Source organism: Micromonospora sp. MH33, from assembly GCF_003013775.1.
Classification (GTDB): Bacteria; Actinomycetota; Actinomycetes; order Mycobacteriales; family Micromonosporaceae; genus Micromonospora; species Micromonospora fulviviridis.
In genome coordinates this window covers 1-15,269 of sequence record NZ_MUYZ01000156.1, presented here as the reverse complement: position 1 = coordinate 15,269, position 15,269 = coordinate 1, and the positions used below count along the sequence as shown (strand labels likewise).

The 15,269-nt window shown below is 74.1% G+C and carries 14 protein-coding genes and 2 pseudogenes; 10 read left to right on the top strand and 6 right to left on the bottom strand.

Annotated features, from left to right (window positions below; all coding sequences use genetic code 11):
• From B0E53_RS22020 to B0E53_RS22010, 3 genes are all read left to right on the top strand, one after another.
• A partial coding sequence (locus tag B0E53_RS22020) for a VWA domain-containing protein (RefSeq protein ID WP_107077798.1) occupies positions 1-1,783 on the top strand: 1,783 nt, incomplete at its 5' end.
• 845 nt (positions 1,784-2,628) lie between these two features.
• Entirely contained in the window at positions 2,629-3,219 is a 591-nt protein-coding gene (locus B0E53_RS22015) for a hypothetical protein (RefSeq protein WP_107077797.1), read from the top strand.
• A gap of 197 nt (positions 3,220-3,416) precedes the next feature.
• Positions 3,417-3,893: a hypothetical protein gene (locus B0E53_RS22010; RefSeq protein ID WP_107077799.1), complete on the top strand. Its 477-nt coding sequence runs from the start codon at positions 3,417-3,419 to the stop codon at positions 3,891-3,893.
• A 46-nt stretch (positions 3,894-3,939) separates the two neighbouring features.
• Here the strand turns inward: B0E53_RS22010 and B0E53_RS22005 are convergent, their stop codons facing one another.
• Positions 3,940-4,947 carry a helix-turn-helix domain-containing protein gene (locus B0E53_RS22005; RefSeq protein ID WP_107077796.1) on the bottom strand — a complete coding sequence of 336 codons (1,008 nt, stop codon included), beginning with the start codon at positions 4,945-4,947 and terminating at the stop codon, positions 3,940-3,942.
• A 1-nt stretch (position 4,948) separates the two neighbouring features.
• On the opposite strand from B0E53_RS22005, the pseudogene B0E53_RS22000 reads away from it, so the two are divergent.
• Positions 4,949-6,286 (top strand): annotated as a pseudogene (locus B0E53_RS22000) (MFS transporter).
• A 4-nt stretch (positions 6,287-6,290) separates the two neighbouring features.
• On the opposite strand, the gene B0E53_RS21995 reads toward B0E53_RS22000, so the two are convergent.
• The 3 genes and pseudogenes from B0E53_RS21995 to B0E53_RS21985 all read right to left on the bottom strand — a co-directional run bounded on the left by B0E53_RS21995 (position 6,291) and on the right by B0E53_RS21985 (position 7,867).
• Positions 6,291-6,926 (bottom strand): RICIN domain-containing protein, encoded by a 636-nt coding sequence (locus B0E53_RS21995; RefSeq protein WP_246835538.1) that lies wholly within the window; start codon positions 6,924-6,926, stop codon positions 6,291-6,293.
• A 141-nt stretch (positions 6,927-7,067) separates the two neighbouring features.
• A pseudogene (locus B0E53_RS21990) lies at positions 7,068-7,356 on the bottom strand (DUF427 domain-containing protein).
• Between the two features lie 40 nt (positions 7,357-7,396).
• Positions 7,397-7,867, bottom strand: coding sequence for a YbaK/EbsC family protein (locus B0E53_RS21985; RefSeq protein ID WP_246835537.1), 471 nt, complete (start codon positions 7,865-7,867; stop codon positions 7,397-7,399).
• A 93-nt stretch (positions 7,868-7,960) separates the two neighbouring features.
• On the opposite strand from B0E53_RS21985, the gene B0E53_RS21980 reads away from it, so the two are divergent.
• The 4 genes from B0E53_RS21980 to B0E53_RS21965 all read left to right on the top strand — a co-directional run bounded on the left by B0E53_RS21980 (position 7,961) and on the right by B0E53_RS21965 (position 12,183).
• Positions 7,961-9,346 carry an FAD-binding oxidoreductase gene (locus tag B0E53_RS21980; protein WP_107077793.1) on the top strand — a complete coding sequence of 462 codons (1,386 nt, stop codon included), beginning with the start codon at positions 7,961-7,963 and terminating at the stop codon, positions 9,344-9,346.
• A complete protein-coding gene (locus tag B0E53_RS21975; RefSeq protein WP_107077792.1) occupies positions 9,343-10,686 on the top strand; it encodes a class I SAM-dependent methyltransferase in 1,344 nt (447 codons plus the stop codon). The genes B0E53_RS21980 and B0E53_RS21975 overlap by 4 nt, the downstream gene beginning before the upstream one ends.
• A 92-nt stretch (positions 10,687-10,778) precedes the next feature.
• The gene (locus B0E53_RS21970) at positions 10,779-11,339 is read left to right on the top strand and encodes a helix-turn-helix domain-containing protein (protein WP_107077791.1); all 561 of its coding nucleotides are present in this window, start codon (positions 10,779-10,781) and stop codon (positions 11,337-11,339) included.
• Positions 11,332-12,183, top strand: a complete 852-nt coding sequence (locus tag B0E53_RS21965; RefSeq protein ID WP_107077790.1) for an SRPBCC domain-containing protein — start codon at positions 11,332-11,334, stop codon at positions 12,181-12,183. The genes B0E53_RS21970 and B0E53_RS21965 overlap by 8 nt, the downstream gene beginning before the upstream one ends.
• Before the next feature lie 3 nt (positions 12,184-12,186).
• On the opposite strand, the gene B0E53_RS21960 is transcribed toward B0E53_RS21965, so the two are convergent.
• Complete coding sequence (locus B0E53_RS21960) at positions 12,187-13,389, bottom strand: sigma-70 family RNA polymerase sigma factor (protein WP_107077789.1); 1,203 nt, start codon at positions 13,387-13,389, stop codon at positions 12,187-12,189.
• 5 nt (positions 13,390-13,394) lie between these two features.
• Positions 13,395-13,724, bottom strand: coding sequence for a YciI family protein (locus B0E53_RS21955; RefSeq protein ID WP_107077788.1), 330 nt, complete (start codon positions 13,722-13,724; stop codon positions 13,395-13,397).
• 119 nt (positions 13,725-13,843) lie between these two features.
• Here B0E53_RS21955 and B0E53_RS21950 point away from each other — a divergent pair, with 119 nt between their 5' ends.
• Together B0E53_RS21950 and B0E53_RS21945 are read left to right on the top strand one after the other, a co-directional pair.
• Complete coding sequence (locus tag B0E53_RS21950; RefSeq protein WP_107077787.1) at positions 13,844-14,077, top strand: zinc-ribbon domain-containing protein; 234 nt, start codon at positions 13,844-13,846, stop codon at positions 14,075-14,077.
• Positions 14,078-14,317: 240 nt separating this feature from the next.
• A partial coding sequence (locus B0E53_RS21945; RefSeq protein ID WP_107077786.1) for a hypothetical protein occupies positions 14,318-15,269 on the top strand: 952 nt, incomplete at its 3' end.

The window sequence follows — 15,269 nt, the reverse complement described above, 5'->3', positions numbered from 1 at the left end:
CGGCCTGGACGACCTGGCCGCCCGGGCCCGCCGGCTGCGTCGCGAGGCGCTGCGGCGGGGCGACCTGGACGGCGCGGTGACCCGCGCTCAGGCGCTGCTCGACCAGGCCCTCGCCGCCGAGCGGGAGGAGCTGCGCGGGCGGGACGGCGACGCCGCCCGCTTCGCCGAGGCGGTGCTGGACAACCTGCCCCGCTCGACCGCCCGGGCCGTCGAGGAACTGTCCGGGTACGACTGGGCCAGCGACGAGGCGCGGCAGACCTACCAGCGGATCCTCGACGGGCTGCGCGGCGACGTGCTGGAGCAGCGCTTCGCCGGGCTGCGCGACGCGGCACGGGCCGCCGCCGACCCGGCCGCCCAGCGGCAGCTCGCCGAGATGATGCGCGACCTCAACGACCTGCTCGCCCGGCACGCCCGGTCCGAGGACACCACCGACGCGTTCGCCGAGTTCATGCGCCGGCACGGCGAGTTCTTCCCGGAGCGGCCGAAGGACGTCGACGAACTGATCGATGTGCTGGCCCGCCGGTCGGCGGCCGGGGAGCGGCTGATGCGGTCGCTGTCGGAGCGGCAGCGCGAGGAACTGGCCGGGCTGATGCGCCAGTCCCTCGGCGAGCAGCTGGCCGGGGAACTGTCCCAGCTGGACGCCCACCTGCGGTCGCTGCGCCCCGACCTGAACTGGCAGCGCGGCGAGCGGGTCCGCGGGGACCAGCCGCTCGGCTACGGCGAGGCCGCCGGCGCGCTCGGCGAGATCGCCGAGCTGGACGAACTGCTCGACTCCCTCGACCAGGACCACCCCGGCGCCACCCTGGACGACATCGACGTCGAGGCGGTAGCCCGGACGCTGGGCCGGGACGCTGCCGACGACGCGCGCCGGCTGCGGGAGCTGGAACGCGAGCTGCGCCGGCAGGGCTGGGTGACCCGGGACGCCGAAGGCTTGACGCTCAGCCCGAAGGCGCTGCGCCGGCTCGCCGGCACCGCCCTGCGCCGGGTCTTCGCCGACCTGACCGCCGGCCCGCGCGGTCAGCACGACCTGCGCTCCGCGGGCGCGGCCGGCGAGGTGAGCGGCGCCTCCCGGCAGTGGGAGTACGGCGACGAGCAGCCCCTCGACGTGGTCCGCACCCTCACCCGCGCGGTACGCCGGACCGGCCCCGGGGTGCCGGTGCAGCTCGCGGTCGAGGACTTCGAGGTGATGGAGACCGAGCGGCGGGCGTCGGCGGCCGTGGCACTCTGCGTCGACCTGTCCTACTCGATGATCTCGCAGGGGCGCTGGGGCCCGATGAAGCAGACGGCGCTGGCCCTGTCGCACCTGATGGCGACCCGCTTCCCGCAGGACGCCCTGCAGATCATCGGATTCGGCCGGGAGGCCATGACGCTGACCCAGCACGAGTTGGCCGCGGTGGAGCCGGACATGGAGCAGGGCACCAACCTCCAGCACGCGCTGCGGCTGGCCGGGCGGCACCTGCGCCGGCACCCCGGCGCCGAGCCGGTGGTGCTGGTGGTCACCGACGGCGAGCCCACCGCCCACCTCGACCCGGAGGACGGCGAGGCGTCCTTCCACTGGCCGCCGCTGCCGGAGACCATCGAGGCGACCATCCGCGAGGTGGACAAGCTGACCCGGTACGGCGCCACGCTCAACCTGTTCATGCTCGGCGACGACCCGGGCCTGCGCCGCTTCGTCGACGCGGTGGCCCGTCGCTCGAAGGGTCGGATGTTCACGCCGGACCTCGACGACCTAGGCGAGTACGTCGTCTCCGACTACCTCCGCGCCCGCCGCGGCCGCCGCTGACCGGTTCGTCCACTCCATCTCGCCGTGGTGGCGGTGTCCGGCCCACCCGGCCACCGCCGCCCCATGCGCCCGGCGGCGGCTCCGTCTCTCCGGCCCGTGATCGACCGCAGCTCGGCGAGGGAATGTCCCCGGACTGCGCTGGATGCCGCCACCTGAGTCAATCCGGGGCCGATCTTCCATCGGGCCCTGATCGAGTGGTCGCGCGGGTGCCTGGTCAACCGCCGCCTCGTCGTGGCTCACCCATCCGCTCCCGCCGTCTCGCCGGCACCTTCGCCTGCGTCCTGCCTTCGTTCGCCTGGGCCGAGTGTCCGGTTTCCGCCCGATGTGGGGGCGTCGGTGGAACGTCATGGATGTCTCCGGGGCCGGGACACCTCCATGGCGTTCCACCGACGGGGTCGCGGGGGCGTTGGGTGGAACGTCATGGGGTGTCTCCGGGGCCTGGATGCACCCGTGGTGTTCCACCGACCGGGTCGGCTGGGTGGCGTGTCCGTTTCCTGGGGTGGCCGGCGGCACTCTGGCGGCGGAATGGCGGGCGGGTGGGCGTCGTTGTATCCGCGTGAACGGCCGAGGAAGACGCCCCCCCCGCGCGACGGGGTGCCGGCAAGACCCGCCAAGGCGGGTGGCCAGCCCCCGGGCTGCCCCCGAGGTGAGGTGGCCGGTCCCGGAATGATGGTGGGCCGCCGGTCGTTGTACATGGTCCCGGCGCGACGAAGAGGCTCAGCCCCGCGCGCCGGATGATCCCCCAAGACTTTCCCCCCTTTTGTGAGCGCCTGACGGTGCGCACACCACTTGGCCGACCCCCATCGGCTCGTGTGTGCGCCAACCCCCGAATGGAGCTTTCCCTCATGAACACGATGCTGCGTAAGAGCGTGCTGGGTGTTGCTGGTCTGGCTTTCACCGGTGGTGTCTTCGCCGGTCCGGTCGCCGCCCACGCCGACGCCGGTCCCGTCGAGGGCAAGCCGGTCGCGGTGGCGGTGCAGGCCGACAAGCCGGACAGCGCCAAGCTGATCCCGCACGGTGTGCAGGGCGCCCAGTCCAAGATTGATCTGAATGACGAGCAGACCGCGAACGCGAAGGCGATCATCGCGGCGACGAAGAAGGCGGGTCTGCCGGAGCGGGCCGCGGTCATCTCGATCGCCACGAGCCTGCAGGAGTCGAAGTTGGAGAACCTGGGCCACCTCGGCGACAAGAATGACCATGACTCGCTGGGTCTGTTCCAGCAGCGGCCGTCCTCGGGTTGGGGTACGCCGGAGCAGATCACCGACCCCGAGTACTCGACCCTTGCATTCGAGAAGGGTCTGAAGCAGGTTGATGGTTGGCAGGACATGCCGCTGACCGAGGCCGCCCAGACCGTGCAGGTCTCGGCTTACCCGGATGCGTACGCGCAGTGGGAGCAGCAGGCCGCCGACCTCGTCGCCCAGCACTGGAACAGCTGACCCAAGAAGCAAACGCTGGCCGGCACCCCGAACACCGGGGTGCCGGCCAGCGGCGTACCCGGATCTTGGCAAGTTGCCGTTTGCAGCGAACGGAAACTCGCCAAGATTGGGAGGGGTGGAGCCCCGTCCGGGTGAAGAGAGCGGGGTAACCGCGGTGCGGTTGCCGGGGACGGGGGTTGGATTCGGGCATGGACGAGGTGGACGCCGCGGCGCTGCGGCGGGCGTACGAGTCGGTGCTCGCGGAGGTGGACGCGGGCGGCTTCGGGCCGCCCCCGGAGGGGGAGTTGAGCGCCGAGCAGATCGTGGCGCACCTCGCCGCCAACGACGAGCTGATGAGTGAGGCGACCGAGGCGGTGCTGGTCGGCTCGCCGTTCGCCTACTACGACCTGGAGACCATCCACCGGCCACAGCTCGACGCACTGACCTCCGAGTGTGGCGGGCTGGACGGGCTGTCCGCCCTGCTCCGGGCCACCAGCCAGAAGCTCTGCGCCCTCGCCGAGCGGCTCGGCCCGGCTGCCGAGACTCCGGTCGACACCGTGCTGCGAGAGGGCTTCGACCTGGACGTGGACGAGTCCCTGCCCTGGGGCCGCGCCCTCGACCTGCACACCCGCGTCCACCTCCCCATGCACCTGGCCCAGCTCCGCGCCCTCCGCCGCCAGCCCCACCTCGCCTGACACCAGCCACCACCGAGCCGCGCGGGGCCGCGGCCGCGGCCGCGATTCAGGGTCGAGGCGCCACCGGGTCAGGGGCCCGACGGAAGGTGCGGCGGTAGGCGGTGGGGGCGACCCCGACCCGGGAGTGGAAGTGCTGCCGCAGGGCGGCGGTGGTGCCGAAGCCGGCGTGCCGGGCGATCTGGTCGACGGTCAGGTCGGTGGTCTCCAGCAGCAGCCGGGCGTGCTCGGTGCGCTGCTGGAGCAGCCACTGCGCCGGGCTGAGCCCGGTCTCGGAGCGGAAGTGCCGGGTGAAGGTGCGGACGCTCATCCGCGCGTGCGCGGCCAGCTCGCGCAGCGCGACCGGTTCGTGCAGCCGCTGCCGGGCCCACTCGCGGGTGGCCGCGGTGCCGGTCTCGGCCGTCCGGGGCACCGGGCGCTCGATGTACTGGGCCTGGCCGCCCTCCCGCCACGGCGGCACCACGCAGCGCCGGGCCGACCGGTTGGCCACCGCGCTGCCGTGGTCGGTGCGGATGACGTGCAGGCAGAGGTCGATGCCGGCGGCCACCCCGGCCGAGGTGAGCACCTCGCCGCCGTCGACGAAGAGCACGTCCGGGTCGAGGTCCACGCCGGGGTGCAGCCGGCGGAAGCGGTCGGCGTACGCCCAGTGGGTGGTGGCCCGGCGGTCGTCGAGCAGGCCGGCGGCGGCCAGCACGAACGCGCCCGTGCAGATCGACATGATCCGGGCGCCGCGCTCGTGGGCGGCCCGCAGTGCCGCCGCGACCGCCGGGTCCAGTGTCCCGTCGGTCAGCGGCGGGCCGCCGTGGATGCCGGGGACGATCACCGTGTCGGCGGAGTCGAGCAGCTCCAGGCCGTGGTCGGGCAGCACCTGGTAGCCGGCGGTGGTGCGGACGGGGCGCCCGCCGGGGGTGCAGGTCGCCACGGCGTACAGCGGGGTCAGGTCGCCGTCGCGGGCGGTGCCGAAGACCTGGGCGGGGGTGCCGAGGTCGAGGCCGACCACCCCGTCGAGGGCGAGGACGGCGATACGATGCGGGGTCATGGCCCGATTATTGCGCATGATGGCTTTCCGGCCACTCGTCGTGCCGGCTCGCCCCGCCCAGACTCGGAGCCGTGACCCGACACCGTCTGCATCCGGCCTGGCTCGTGGCCGGCGTCTCGTTCGTCGCCCTGGTCGGCGCCGCCGGCTTCCGCGCCACCCCCGGGGTGCTGCTGCATCCGCTGCACGCCGAGTTCGGCTGGCCCCTGGCGACCATCTCCGCCGCCGTCTCGGTCAACCTCATGCTCTACGGGCTCACCGCCCCGTTCGCCGCCGCGCTGATGGACCGGTTCGGCATCCGCCGGGTGGTCGCCGGCGCGCTGGTGCTGGTCGCGCTGGGCAGCGCGCTGACCGTGGGGATGACCGCGAGCTGGCAGTTGATTCTCTGCTGGGGCGTGCTGGTCGGGCTGGGCACCGGCTCGATGGCGCTGGCCTTCGTGGCGACGGTCACGGGGCGCTGGTTCGTCCGGCGCCGTGGCCTGGTCACCGGCGTGCTCACCGCCGGCGGGGCCGCCGGCCAGCTGGTCTTCCTCCCGCTGGTCGCCGTGCTGGTGCGCGACCACGGCTGGCGGGTGGCGGCGCTGGTCGTGGCCGGGGCCGCGCTGGCGGTCGTACCCCTGGTGGTGTGGCTGCTCCGCGAGCACCCGGCGGATCTCGACCTGCCCGCCTACGGCGCAACCGAGGTGGTGCCCCCGGCCCCGCCGGCCGGCGGGGCGGCGGCCCGGGCGGTCGGCGCGCTCGCCGCCGCCGCGCGGACCCGGCCGTTCTGGCTGCTCGCCGGCGGCTTCGCGATCTGCGGCGCGACCACCAACGGGCTGGTCGGCACCCACTTCGTGCCGGCCGCGCACGACCACGGCATGCCCGAGACCACCGCGGCCGGCCTGCTCGCCCTGGTCGGGCTCTTCGACATCGTCGGCACGGTCGCCTCCGGCTGGCTCACCGACCGGGTGGACAGCCGGCTGCTGCTCGGCACCTACTACGCGCTGCGTGGCGCCTCGCTGCTGGTGCTGCCGAGCCTCTTCGCCGGCTCCGCGCGGCCGAGCATGCTGGTCTTCATCGTCTTCTACGGCCTGGACTGGGTGGCCACCGTGCCGCCCACCGTGGCGCTGTGCCGGGAGTGGTTCGGCGCGTCCGGCGCGGTGGTCTTCGGCTGGGTGTTCGCCGCCCACCAGGTCGGCGCGGCGGTCGCCGCGACCGGGGCCGGACTGGTCCGCGACCGGCTCGGCGACTACGCCGCGGCCTGGTACGTGGCCGGCGCCCCGCGGCCGGGCTCTCCCTGCTGTTGCGCCGCCGTGGCGACGAGCCGGCGTTCACCCTGCCGGTGGCGGTCGGCCGGCGGGCCTGGAGCTACCGGGGCTGACCGGTCAGCCGACCGCCCACTGCTGCTCCGGGGCGCCGTTGCAGGGGGCCTGTTCGAGCCGGCTCCCGGCCTCGGTGCCGGCGTCGTCGACCTGCGCGCACTTGCCGCTGTGCACGACGACCAGCAGCACCGGACCGGACCCGGTCGGGTTGAGCTTCCACTGCTGGTTGGCCTGGCCGTTGCAGGACCACTGCTGCACGGCCACCCCGTCGTCGGTGCCCTGCCCGTCCACGTCCAGGCACTTCCCGCTGGCCGCGTTGACCAGGACGTAGGTGTCGGCGGCGACCGGGGTCACCACCCACTGCTGCTCCGGCCCGCCGGTGCAGTCGGCCAGCGCCGCGTCCGCGCCCTCGGGATCCTCGTCGGTCACCCCGAGGCAGAGCCCGGAGGGAACGCCGCGGAGCACCCTCGGGGTGGCCGCGGGGGCCGGCGGTGTGGTCGGGGCAGCGCTCGGCGGGGGCGCCGCCGAGGTGGGGGCGGCCTCCGTGGTGGCCGGGGCCGGACTCGATTCGACCGCCGCCGGGGTCGGCACGGCCGCCGCCGGCACCACCGGCTGGTCGCCGCCGCCGCCGAGCACGCCGGTGGCGAAGAACACCCCCAGGAGTACGCCGACCAGGGCGACGCCCAACGCGATCCGCATGAGCGGGTCCTGCGGCAGGCCACGGCGGGCCGGGCGGCGGCCGCCGTAGACGGTGCCGGACGGGTCGGTGCGCGGGTCGGCCATGGGGGCATCCTGACCCACGGGGGCCGCCGAGAGCCAGTCGCCCCGGCGGCGGGTGCGTCAGTCGACGACCCGGACGTCCTTCCAGAACGCCACCCGGTCGCGCACCATCTCCGCCTCCGGCTTGGGGTCTGGGTAGTACCAGACGGCGTCCGGGCTGGTGGTGCCCGCGTGTTCGAGCGTGTAGTAGGAGGCGGTGCCCTTCCACGGGCAGACCGTGTGGGTGTCGGAGTCGCGGATCAGGTCGTCGCGCAGGGCGGTACGGGGGAAGTAGTGGTTGGTTGCCCTCGACCAGCACGGTGTCGTCGCTCTCCGCGATGACCAGGTCGTTCCAGACGGCTCTCGGCATGCCTCCCACGCTATGTCGGCAACCGGGCGGCGGCCACCGCTCAGCGGGCGGGCTCCGGGTCGGTGACGTCGGCGACGGTGGCGTCGAGCGCGGCGAGGGCGGCGTCGGCGTCGACCGCGACGGCCACCCCGTGCTCGCCCGCGCCGAGGGTGATCTCCCGGCCGCGCAGCCGCTCGTCGGCGACCACCGGCCAGGCGGTGCTGGCGCCGAACGGGGTGATGGTGCCGCGCTCGTAGCCGGTGGCCGCCCGGGCCGCCGCCGCGTCCGGCATGGACATCCGGCTCACCCCGAGCAGTTGACGCAGCTTCGGCCAGGAGATGACCCGGTCGCCGGGGGTGAGCACGAACAGGTGGTCGTCCTCGCCGCGGCGGACCACGATCGTCTTGACCACGTCGGGGACCGCGACGCCGCGCGCCTCCGCCGCCTCGGCGAGGCTGCGCACCGGGCCGTGCCGGATGACCCGGTAGGGCAGGCCGGTGGCGTCCAGGGCGGTGAGTGCGGGGGAGGACATGCCCGCCACGGTAACCCGGGGGTCTCCGGGCGGCCTCGAAAAGGCCACCGTGGACATCCCACGAATTGTCGTACCCAGGCGTAAGGTGATCTCATGCACGCTGTCCGTGATCATGAGCGGGCGGTGGACGCGCTGCGACGCTCGTACGCCGCGGTGCCCGCCGGAGAACCCGTACGGCTGGCCAAGCAGACCTCCAACCTGTTCCGGCCCCGGTCCGCGCCGCGCACCCCCGGCCTGGACGTGAGCGGCCTGACCGGGGTGCTCTCCGTCGACCCGGACGCCCGGACGGCTGACGTGCAGGGCATGTGCACCTACGAGGATCTGGTCGACGCGACCCTGCCGCACCACCTGATGCCGCTGGTCGTGCCGCAGCTGCGCACGATCACGCTGGGCGGCGCGGTGACCGGGCTGGGCATCGAGTCCACCTCGTTCCGCAACGGCCTGCCGCACGAGTCGGTGACCGAGCTGGACATCCTCACCGGGTCCGGCGAGCTCCTCACGGCCCGGCCGGTGGGCGAGCACGCCGACCTGTTCCGGGCCTTCCCCAACTCGCTGGGCAGCCTCGGCTACTCCACCCGGCTGCGCATCGAGCTGCAACCGGTGCGCCGCTACGTGGCGCTGCGCAACATCCGGTTCAGCCGGCTGGAGGAGCTGACCGACGCGATCGCCGACGTGGTCGCCAAGGGCTCCTGGGAGGGCGAGCCGGTCGACGCGATGGACGGGGTGATGTTCAGCCCCGGCGAGGCGTACCTGGTGCTCGCCACGTTCACCGACGAGGCCGAGGGCCGGCCCAGCGACTACACCGGCCAGGACATCTACTACCGCTCGCTGCGCCGGCGCACCCGGGATGTGCTCACCACCTACGACTACCTGTGGCGCTGGGACACCGACTGGTTCTGGTGCTCCGCGGCGTTCGGCGTGCAGCACCCGGTGGTCCGCCGGCTCTGGCCGCAGCGCTACCGGCGCAGCGACTTCTACCACCGCCTGGTCCGGCTGGAGCACCGGCACCAGGTGGCCGCCCGGATCGACCGCTGGCGGGGCCGGCCGGCCCGGGAGCGGGTGGTGCAGGACGTGGAGATCCCGCTCGCCGGGACCGCCAACTTCCTGCGCTGGTTCGCCGGGACGGTGCGGATGAACCCGGTGTGGCTCTGCCCGCTGCGGCTGCGGGAGCCGGCCGGCCCGGGATCCGCCCGGGCCTGGCCGCTGTATCCCCTCCAACCGAGCGAAACCTATGTGAACATCGGTTTCTGGGGGAGCGTGCCGATCGCCGAGGGCGCCGCCGACGGCGACGTCAACCGGGAGATCGAGCGCGCGGTGTCGGACGCGGGCGGGCACAAGTCGCTCTACTCCGACGCGTACTACGACCGGGCGGCGTTCGACCGGCTCTACGGCGGGGAGACCTGGCGCGCCGTGAAGGAACGCTACGACCCGGACCACCGGCTCACCGGACTGTACGAGAAGGCGGTAGCGAGAGCATGAGTCTGACCGACCGAACTCCCGGGGCGGCTAGTGCCCCGGCCGGCCCGCCGGCGGGGGGCCGGCGTGGCGGACCGACCGTGGCGGACGTGATCCGTGCGGTCACCACGGGCGACCTGCCCGTTCGCATCACCGGGTACGACGGCAGCGCGGTCGGTCCGGCCGACGCCGGGATCACCCTGGCGATCCGCTCCGAACGCGGGCTGTCCTATCTGCTCACCGCCCCGGGTGACCTGGGCATGGCCCGGGCCTACGTGAGCGGCGACCTCGGGCTGGAGGGCGTCCACCCGGGCGACCCGTACGAGGCGTTGCGGGTGCTCAAGGACGAGATGCCGCTGCGGATGCCCCCGGTGAGCGAGGCGCTGGCCCTGGTCAAGGGGCTCGGCTGGGAGCGGCTGCTGCCGCCGCCGCCTCCGCCGCAGGAGGCCGCGCCCCGCTGGAAGCGGGTGGTGAACGGGCTGCGCCACTCCCGCACCCGGGACAGCAACGCGATCTCCCACCACTACGACGTCTCGAACGCCTTCTACGAGAAGGTGCTCGGCCCGTCGATGACGTACACCTGCGCGGTCTTCCACAGCCCCACCGACACGCTGGAGGAGGCGCAGCGGGCCAAGTACGACCTGGTCGCCGGCAAGCTGGCGCTGAAGCCGGGGATGCGGCTGCTCGACGTCGGCTGCGGCTGGGGCGGCATGGTCCGGCACGCGGCCCGCGAGTACGGCGTCAAGGCGCTGGGCGTCACCCTGTCGCGGGCGCAGGCCGAGTGGGCGCAGGCGGCGATCGAGCGGGAGGGGCTGGGTGACCTCGCCGAGGTGCGCCACCTCGACTACCGGGACGCGCCGCGCGAGCAGTTCGACGCGATCTCCTCGATCGGGCTGACCGAGCACATCGGGGTGCGCAACTACCCGGCCTACTTCGGGGCGCTGCGCAGCCGGCTCAAGCCCGGCGGCCGGCTGCTCAACCACTGCATCACCCGGGCGGACAACCGGGCCCCGCACCGCTCCGGCGCGTTCATCGACCGGTACGTCTTCCCGGACGGCGAACTGGCCGGCCCGGGCCGGCTGATCAGCGAGATCCACGACGCCGGGCTGGAGGTGCACCACGAGGAGAACCTGCGCCAGCACTACGCGCTGACCCTGGCCGGCTGGTGCCGCAACCTCGTCGAGCACTGGGACTTCTGCGTCGGCGAGGTCGGCCCGGGTACCGCCCGGGTCTGGGGGCTCTACATGGCCGGCTCCCGGATGGCCTTCGAGCGCAACGGCATCCAGCTGCACCAGGTGGTCGCCACCCACAACGGTCCGCAGGGGGTGAACGGCTACCCGCTGCGTCCCGACTGGACGCCCTGACGATCGTCGTCCCACGAAAGGCCGCGCGGTCCGCGCGGCCTTTCGTCGAACCTATTGACAAAGAAGTTTTGTACGTACAAACTGATTTTGCCATGAGAGACGTCCTGTACCTGGAAGAGCGCGAGCAGGCCGAAGCCCTGCTCAAGCCGCAGCGGATCGAGGTGCTGCGGCAGCTCGCCGAGCCCCGCACCTGCACCGAGATCGCCGCCCGGCTGGAGCAGACGCCGCAGCGGGTCTACTACCACGTCAAGCAGTTGGTCGCCGCCGGGCTGGCCGAGCAGGTCGCCGAGCGGCGGGTGCGCGGCATCAGCGAGGGCATCTACCAGGCCGCCGCCCGGTCCTACTGGCTCTCGCCCCGGCTGGTCGGCCGGATCGGCGGGGCCCGCCGCGCGCAGGACGAGCTGAGCCTGGGCTACCTGCTCGACCTCATGGAGGAGGTCCAGGCGGACATCGCCGCGCTGGACCGCACCGCCCCCGAGCTGCCCTCGATCGGTGTCTCCGGCGAGATCCGGGTGCCCGCCGAGCGGCGGCAGGAGTTCCTGCACGACCTGCAGTCGACGCTGCGGGACCTGTTCACGCGCTACGGCGGCGCCGAAGGGGATGCCTTCAAGCTCGCCGTGGCCTGCTACCCGAAGGGCGACAACCATGAGTGACCTGCTGACCGTCCGGGCCCGCCTCGCCGCGCCGGCCGAGGCCGTGCGCCGCGCGCTGACCGACCCGGCCGAGCTGCGCGTCTGGCTGGCCGAGCACGCCGAGGTCGACCTGCCCCGGCGCTACGAGTTCTGGGGCCGCTACACGCCGGAGGGCGACGCGCCGCACCAGCGGCTGCTGCACGCCGACGAGCGGACGCTGCGCTTCGCCTGGACGCTCGACGGGGTGGAGACCACCACCGAGTTCGAGCTGACGCCGGAGGGCGGCAGCACCGTGCTCACCCTGCGGCAGAGCCACTTCAGCTTCGCCGAGGCGATGGACGGCAGCAGCATCCGCGGGGTCCTGCAGACCTTCTGGGCGCTGGCCATCGCCAACCTCAACGCGCACCTGGAGGGTCGCCCGCTGCTGCCGCGCACCGACTTCACCTCCGCCGACCTGCGCGGCGAGCTGCTGATCGACGCCCCGATGGACCGGGTGTGGACCTCGCTGACCGACTCGGAGCAGGCCAGCGCCTGGTTCGGCTACCCGATCGGCATCGAGCCCTGGGTCGGCGGCCGCTACGCCATGGGCGGCTTCGACGCCGGCTACGCGGCCAAGGTCGTCGACCTCACCCCGGGCCGCGCGCTCTCCGTCGACTGGGGACCGACCGGCGTCAGCAACTGGGAGCTGGCCGAGTCCGGCGGCCGGACGAAGCTGACCTTCGTGCAGTCCGGCTTCGACGAGGGCAACCCCCCGTACGCGGCCTGGACCGGGACCGTGGCCGGGCTCGCCGAGCTGCGGCGCTTCCACGAGGTGGCCGACTGGCAGCCGATCTGGCTCGACGTGGAGATGCCGAGCAACGCCTGACCCTCAGGGCGACAGCTCGGCGGCCCGGCGGAGCAGGGCGCGCCGCTCGGGATCGGAGCGCACCGCGTCGGCGGCGGCCCGGAACAGCGCGGCGGCGCGTACCGGGTCGCCGAGGCGGGCGGTCAACTCGGCCTCGGCGGCCACCGCCGGCTGGTAGCCGCCCAGCGCCCCGCCGGCCCGGGCCTCGGCGAGCAGGGCCAGCCCGGCGGCGGGGCCGTGCGCGTACCCGTGGGCCACCGCCCGGTTGAGCCCGACCACCGGGGTCGGCTGGAGCCGGGCCAGCGCGTCGTAGCAGCCGGCGATGGCCGGCCAGTCGGTCTCGGCGGCGGTCGGGGCGGTGGCGTGCGCGGCGGCGATCCGGGCCTGGAGGGCGTACGGGCCGTCGCCCGCACGCTCCAGCAGCGCGACGCCCTCCGCGATGGCGGACCGGTCCCACCGGGCGCGGTCCTGCTGGTCGAGGGTGAGCAGGTCGCCGGACGGGTCGCGGCGGGCCGCCCGGCGGGAGTGGTGCAGCAGGAACAGGGCGAGCAGCCCGGCCGCCTCGGGCTGGTCCGGCAGGAGCGTGTGCAGCAGCCGGGCCAGCCGGATCGCCTCGGCGGCGAACGCCGGCTCGCCGTCGGCGTCGTACCCCCGGGTGAATAGCAGGTAGAGCACGGCCAGCACGCCCGGCAGGCGCTCGGCCAGCGCGGGCCCGGTCGGCACCCGGTACGGGACGCCGGCCGCGGCGATCCTGGCCTTGGCCCGGGTGAGCCGGCGGGTCATGGTCGACTCGGTGACCAGGAAGGCGCGGGCGATGTCGGCGGTCGGCACCCCGGCCACCGTGCGCAGGGTCAGCGCCACCCGGGCCTCCAACGCCAGCGCCGGGTGGCAGCAGGTGAAGATGAGCCGGAGCTGGTCGTCCACCACGTCTCCCTCCGGTTGCGGCGGCGCGGGATCGGTGAGCAGCGCCAGGTCGCGCAGCTTGCGGCGTTCCACGCTGGCCCGGCGCAGCACGTCCACGGCCCGGTTGCGGGCGGCGGTCATCAGCCACCCGCCGGGGTTGGCCGGCACGCCGTCGCGGGGCCAGCGCTCCAGCGCCGCCGCCAGGGCCTCCTGGGCGCAGTCCTCGGCGAGGGTCCAGTCGCCGGTGACGCGGATCAGGGCGGCCACGATCCGCGGGTACGACTCGGCGCCCGCGTCGGCGACCGCCCCGGCCGCGTCGGTCAACCGGATCAGTCCTCCACCAGCGGGCGCAGTTCGATGCGCCCGGCGTACGCCATCGGGTGGGCGCGGGCCACCTCGACCGCCTCGTCCAGGTCGGCGCACTCCAGGAGGTCGAAGCCCACGATCACCTCCTTCGTCTCGGCGAACGGGCCGTCGGTGAGCAGCAGTTCGCCGTCGCGGACCCGGACCGTGGTGGCGGCCGACGGGGGCGCGAACCGGCTGCCGGTGAGCCGTTGGCCGTTGGCGTCCCGCTCGGCCACCCACTTCTCGATGTCGGGCGCCGCGCCCGGGTCGCGGTCGGGCTCGGTGTCGGTGCAGACGAGCATCATGTACTTCATCACGTCACTCCTGTCGGTCGTGCTTCCATCCACCCTGACGATCGGGGACCGCGCATCCGGACAGCCGAGAGAAAAATATCGGTGGTGATTTCCGGGGCCCGGCGGGGTAATGCCGGGCGATGTTCTTCATCTTCGGGCTCCGGACCAGGGTCGACCGGTCCGGCGTGGTCACCCAGGTCTGCCGCAACTGCGGCAACCGGGCCGCCCAGGTCATCACCCGGCGGGCCACGAAATTCACCCTCTTCTTCATCCCGCTCATCCCGGTGCGCACCCGGTACGCGCAGCAGTGCACGTTCTGCGGCGCGCAGTACGAGATCTCGCGGGCCGAGGCCGAGCGCCTCCCGGTCGGCTGACCGTGGCGCGCTTCCTCTGCTGGCTGATCGGCCGCCAGCCGGTCATCCCGCCGGCCGCGCCGGTGCACACCGTCTCCCGGCCGCCGTGCACGCCCGGCCGCCGGCGCCGCCGCCGCAGCCGACCCACGGCGGGCGCCCAGTCACCCCGCTCACCCTGGAACCGGTCGGCCGGCCGCTGACCCCGACCGGGCGGGCGCGGCAGCGGCCGTAGCGGCGGAGAGCGCCTATCCTGGGCGGATCATGACGGAGACCGCGCAGCGCCTGGCCGAGATCCGGGGTGGCATGCCGCCCCGGCGGCACAACGCCCGCACCATCGCCGCGCTGACCGGCAACCCCGGCTGCACCCGCCGGGCGGTACTGGACAGCGCCGGGGTCGACAAGCCGAAGCTGGCCGAGCGGATCGGCTTCCCGGCCCGGTTCGGCCAGTCCCGCTTCGCCATCACCCGGGGCAACGCGTTCGAGGCCCAGGTGAAGGCCGACGGCGGGGCGGAACTGCTGCGCCTGGTCGCGGAGCGGCTGGGCGTACCGGTGCCGGACGGGGCCACCTGGACCGAGCTGGGCGGCGACGAGGACCGGCCGGAGCGGTCCCGCACCGCACTGACCGCGTCCGGCGACGGGCCGGCGCTCTTCGACCACCCGCTGCTCGGCCTGGACGTCGCCGGCCGCCGGGTGAACCTGGAACCGGACCTGGTGGCCGCCCGGCTCGCCGGTCGCTTCCACGTCGTGGAGATCAAGTCTTTCCCGATCATCGACGGCCAGGCCGACCCGGCCAAGGTCGCCGCCGCGGCCATCCAGTCCGCCGTCTACGTGCTGGCGCTGCGCGAGCTGCTCGCCGCCGATGGGCAGGACCCGGACCTCGTCTCGCACGAGGTGGTGCTGGTCTGCCCGCGCGACTTCGCCAACCGGCCGGTGGCCAGCCTGCTCGACGTGCGCAAGCAACTACTGGTGCTGCGCCGCCAGCTCGACCGGATGGCGCGGATCGACGACCTGCTCGCCGCCGTACCGGCCCGCTACGCGCCGGACTGCCTGGCCGCCTGCGAGCTGGCCTACTTCTGCCGACACGAGGCGCGCGGCCACACCGGCGCGCTGGGCCGGCCGGTCCGCGAGGCGCTGGGCGGCGTCGCCGAGGTGGCCGAGGTGCTGGCGCTCGCCGAAGGCATTCGCGCCCCGGAGCCGGAGCAGGCGGAGGCCG